6 protein-coding genes are annotated in these 4,964 nt (G+C 41.5%); 2 read left to right on the plus strand and 4 right to left on the minus strand.

What is annotated here, in order from left to right:
* Positions 1–228: 228 nt before the first annotated feature.
* From ACFIJK_RS03070 to ACFIJK_RS03085, 4 genes are all read right to left on the minus strand, one after another.
* On the minus strand, positions 229–858 hold the full coding sequence (locus ACFIJK_RS03070) for a hypothetical protein (protein ID WP_375626418.1): 630 nt from the start codon (positions 856–858) through the stop codon (positions 229–231).
* 298 nt (positions 859–1,156) lie between these two features.
* Complete coding sequence (locus ACFIJK_RS03075) at positions 1,157–1,690, minus strand: hypothetical protein (protein ID WP_375626420.1); 534 nt, start codon at positions 1,688–1,690, stop codon at positions 1,157–1,159.
* Between the two features lie 447 nt (positions 1,691–2,137).
* Complete coding sequence (locus ACFIJK_RS03080) at positions 2,138–2,410, minus strand: hypothetical protein (RefSeq protein WP_375626422.1); 273 nt, start codon at positions 2,408–2,410, stop codon at positions 2,138–2,140.
* 128 nt (positions 2,411–2,538) lie between these two features.
* Entirely contained in the window at positions 2,539–2,664 is a 126-nt protein-coding gene (locus ACFIJK_RS03085) for a hypothetical protein (protein ID WP_375626424.1), read from the minus strand.
* A 134-nt stretch (positions 2,665–2,798) separates the two neighbouring features.
* Between ACFIJK_RS03085 and ACFIJK_RS03090 the strand changes: the two genes are divergently transcribed.
* Both ACFIJK_RS03090 and ACFIJK_RS03095 read left to right on the plus strand, forming a co-directional pair.
* Positions 2,799–3,362, plus strand: a complete 564-nt coding sequence (locus ACFIJK_RS03090; protein ID WP_375626426.1) for an NADPH-dependent FMN reductase — start codon at positions 2,799–2,801, stop codon at positions 3,360–3,362.
* Positions 3,363–3,380: 18 nt separating this feature from the next.
* Positions 3,381–3,896 carry a short-chain dehydrogenase gene (locus ACFIJK_RS03095; RefSeq protein ID WP_375625331.1) on the plus strand — a complete coding sequence of 172 codons (516 nt, stop codon included), beginning with the start codon at positions 3,381–3,383 and terminating at the stop codon, positions 3,894–3,896.
* The last annotated feature ends 1,068 nt before the right edge of the window (positions 3,897–4,964 follow it).

Genomic DNA, 4,964 nt, shown 5'->3' on the forward strand with positions numbered 1-4,964 from the left:
GTGCGATGCATAGCGCTTGCCTTATTTTCAACAAAAAACCCAAACTTTCTAAAAGCGCGGTTGCTCTTCCAAATGATTAAGAGCAGCCTCCTCCTCATTACAAAAGAAAATAGACTATCCCCTTTGCCTGATGATTTTCCAACCATCCCCTCTTCTCTATGTCACGAGAGCTTCTAAACATTGCCTCTTCCCCCTCACGATAGCTACAAAAGCGCCTTGTCACTCTCTTTATCTTACGCGTTTTAGTAGCCGTCTCATTCTACGATACTTTCTCACCTGCTTAAAGACACCATAATAAAGTTCTAAAATCATCATGGGAATACAAGCAACCCACAGTGTCACGCACATAAGCACGAAAACAAATATCATGACAAGAATATCGTCCATTTTCCAGTTCACACTTTCTTTATACCGATCCTTTTGATCGGTTATTTTACCCCGTTGCTGATCTATTCCTTTCAATTTCCGAATATTTTTTACCAACAAAAACCACAATATGATGCCGAGTATCAACATAACTGGGAACAAGACCAAAACACACACTATAATAACTTTCCAAAACGCATACAAAGAGAGAAAAAGAGGTGTATCCCACCACCCTGTCCGTTCTCCATTGCTACCCAAGGATAGGAGAAAGAAAATCCTGTTCCATAACTCAAGAGAGAAAATGTTGTACTCTTTGCTATCCAAGGATGAGAGAGAGAGAATCCTGTTCCACAGCTCAAGAAAGAAAATCCTGTTCCATAGCTCAATAATGAGGGAGAGGAAACAAATGACAACACGCTCTCGCACAGAAAAAACACTTTTTTCGAAAAAATGGCGTAGTTCATTATAAAATGCTGAATTTTTCCCCTTCATTGCTCTTCCTTTTTTTATGAAAAATACATTTTTTTATCTCATGCCCGCTCTTTTAAGAACCACGAAAAGTGCGATGCATAGCGCTTGCCTTATTTTCAACAAAAAACCCAAACTTTCTAAAAGCGCGGTTGCTCTTCCAAATGATGAAGAGCAGCCTCCTCCTCATTACAAAAGAAAATAGACTCTCTTCTTTGCCTGATGATTTTCCAACCATTCAGCCCCTCTTCTCTATGTCACGAGCTTCCAAACATTGCCTCTTCCCCCTCACGATAGCTACAACAGCGCCTTGTCACTCTCTTTATCTTACGCGTTTTAATGCCCGTCTCACTTTACGATACGTTCTCACCTGCTTGAAAACAAAATAGTAAAATTCTAAAATGAGCATGACAACACCCGCAGGAAAAAAGACCTCTAGCAGAAATATCAACCAAAAGTATACAATAAAAAAACAGCTTATTTTTTCTCTATCCTTTTTTACCGGATTATTTTGTTGATCGGTTGTGTGACCCCGTTGCTGGATAACCTCTTCTAACTGCTGAATCTTTTTTTTCAACAAATACGTTAAGATGAGATAAAGCACCAATAAAACAGGCATCAAGGCAACAACACACACCATGATGACTTCACGCAGCACAAAGAGCGCCAAAAGAGTGCTATCCTGCGATACACTCAACGACCACTTGGATTCTAATGGGATCAAAAGAGCTTTATGACCTATCCCAATAAGGATAGAAATAAGACAAATGATAATATGATCTTTATAAGAACGAGATGATTTTCCAAAAAGAACAGAGCACAGTTTGTTATAAAATGTGGAATTTTCCCCCTTCATTTGCTCTTCCCTTTTATACAACTGTTTGTCCTTGGCTTTTATAAGGACACAAACAATCTCTCAAGTAAAATTCCGTCCATTATCGTCAGACAGAATACCCCAGAGAACACTCGTATTGTATATTTATATTGCCAATACTTTTGCCAATTCACGTGCTTGTTTTAAAGAAACACCTCTCAACACTTCTAAACCAACGCGCGTACACCCCATTTCATGAACAGCACCCATGAAGGGGATAACAATAGCGCCCTCATGAATATATCCCCCTTACTATAAACTCTATCACCCCTATTGTTTCAATAAAAAGTATAACCCAGCACCATTCACATGCGCCGCCCACCGCATCTACGATACCCATACCCTCCCCTTGCGACAAGCCATACTCGTTCCTCTACGAGATTACCCATTTACCCTAGGCGCGCGCTCTCCTACAACAAAACCTGCCCCTTACAACAAGCCATACCCACCACCCCTTCTACGACAAGCCATACCGCGCGCCCTACAAACAGCCATACCCGCCCGCACCCTACAAACAGCCATACCGCGCGCCCTACAACAGCCATATCTAGCTTCGACAACAGCCCTTATCTCTTGAAAAGATAGAAGCATTTTTATTCTTTTATCAATTGTTTTCCGCCCCCCCTGTTTTCCGCCCCCCCCATTTAAGACATGAAAAAAGTCACTTCCATTGATGCGCAAATGATCGCGCAATAAGAGCATTTGAAATGAGAAAATCTTACAACTCTCTTATTCCAATTAAAAAGGATCAATGATCATTATAAATCAAAATATGACGATATCTTCCATTTTTCATTGGGGATCTTGCAAGCCAATAGCTCAGAATATATTCATAAAAACGCTTCTAACACAGTGAGACAGCCACTATTTTTGAGATCACGCGTTTTAATATTAATGAAAGCACTAACATTCTCTTCAAGTTTGAGGTGTTGTTTTGTCAACAATCTTGTTAGCATGGATTGATTCTATAACTATGCGGTATCATCACAATTGCTCTCTATGGACAGCATAATGATCGCTTCATTTTACTCACAATTCTTTATAAGCCTTGCGTTATAGGCTTGTCTGGAAAAGATAAAGGAAAATCCTATTGAATATAGCAATTATTTTGGGGTCTGTGCGTCAACCTTCATTAACACGAACTTTAGCCAGTTATTTAGCAGATTGCCTCATGAAGCGGGGTGCATCACTTCATTGGGTTGATTTGCGTGAACAACCGTTGCCGATAACAGATCCAGATTATCATCAGCAGGTAGAGGCTAATCCAAGTGCTGCGGTTCGTGAGTTTGTAAAAACCATTGCAGCGGCTGATGGCGTTATTCTAGCAAGCCCCGTTTATCAAGGGTCTTATTCGGGTGTTTTAAAAAATGCTCTTGATAATTTGAGCTATAATGCCTTTTTAAATAAACCTGTTGGGCTTATCTCTCATGGAAGTACCGCCAAAAAATGCGCACAACCGTGTGAACATTTATTGCCGTTGGTGCGCACGCTTTATGGTTATGCACTCCAATGTCAAATCGCCTCTTCCCCCGAAGATTTTTCCTCAGATGATGACGGTCGTACTTGGAAAGTTATCAGTGAAGAGATACAAACACGTTGTGAAAGGCTTGCTGATGAAATGTGTACATTTTTAAAGCACCGTGGTGTGATTTAAAGCAATAAGGGAGGGGACTTGAAAAAAAAGGATGCGCACTATCGTTATCTAGTGGTAGGGGGCACAGGGATGCTTGCGCCTTTGTGTCAGTCACTTGAGCCGCAAGAAGTGATTATTGCTGCACGCTTTCTTTCCCATAAAGTCCAGCTTGAGGCATTGCAAAAACAGCATATGTGTGTGCCATTGAATTATGATTGTGCGGCATCAAAGGCGCAATTTTTAGAAGCTGTGAAGCAATGGCATGATCTAAAATATTGCATATTATGGATTCATTCGTCCGCCCATGCATTTTCTTGCGCATTAATTGAGCAGTTAGCTCTTTTGCCTAAACCGCCATGTATTCTTCATATTTTTGGTTCCAACACGCATGATCAAATGGTCCTCGAATGCGCGCGCAAAAACAAGGTTGATTTTATCCCCATTCAATTAGGACAAAAAACAACCCCAAAAGGTTCACGATGGCTGACTCATCAGGAGATAAGCCAACAGGTACTGGATGCCATAAAAAACCATATGAATAAACAAAACTTATGATCAGTACCTATGCTTTTCAAAGAAGCCATGCCCTTCAATCTCTATCCATACCCGAACACCCTCTTGAATAGCCCATACTCTTTACATCATAGGCTTTGCGAACGAACAATCCCCCTCCCTTACGCCTCTCAAACAGTATCCTTATATCAAAAGCCCCAAAACCAAACGTTTTTTACCCCTGGACTTATCCCCCTCTGACGGTTTATAAAATTCACACGGACTTATTCTCTTCTCACGCGACTTAGACAGCATAATCTTATAAGGCGTCATAGTATAAAGCTTAAAACAGCAAATTGTGTTTAGAATTTTTTGTCTATTTTAAAACTGACCTTTCTCCCCACACCTCCAAGAACGACAGTTTCTACGGAACAATGGTTTCTACGCAACGTAAGGTTCCCACGAAAATCTTCTCTTTCAGCAGTCCAAATTTTAGCGGGTTTGCTTCCCTCTCATAGTCGTCCCGTCATGACTTATACTCGACAAGCTTTTTTAAAGAAATTTCAATGCGCTCCTAAAAAAAACACTTCAACGTACTTCGCACCCTCTTTATCCCAACCGCCCCAAAACCCTCACAGCTCTTCACCAACCACAAATCCTTGCCTTTACAGTTCCACGTTTTTACGATTTTGCAAATTCACAGAAAAAAAGCAAACTGCCGATAAACAGCCCCATTGAAACCTATCACAAATCTATCACTGACCTATCACCAGCCTATTACTTGCCACCAGCCCTTTTCACCCAACGCCCTCCATTCCCCCATTCCAATGACGCATTTTACAATCCAGCCCCTCCATTGGCACCCTCTTTATCCCAACCGCCCCAAAACCCTCACGGCTCTTCACCAACCACACATCTGCGCCTTTACAGTTCCACGTTTTTACGATTTTGCAAATTCACAGAAAGCAAGAAAACTTCCGATAAACAGCCCCATTGAAACCTATCACCAGCCTATTACTTGCCACCAGCCCTTTTCACCCAACGCCCTCCATTTCCCCATTCCAATGACGCATTTTACAATCCAGCCCCTCCATTGGCACCCTCTTTACCCCAACCGCCCCAAAACCCTCA

Source organism: Bartonella sp. PS17NMGDW, from assembly GCF_042193555.1.
Lineage (GTDB): Bacteria > Pseudomonadota > Alphaproteobacteria > Rhizobiales > Rhizobiaceae > Bartonella > Bartonella grahamii.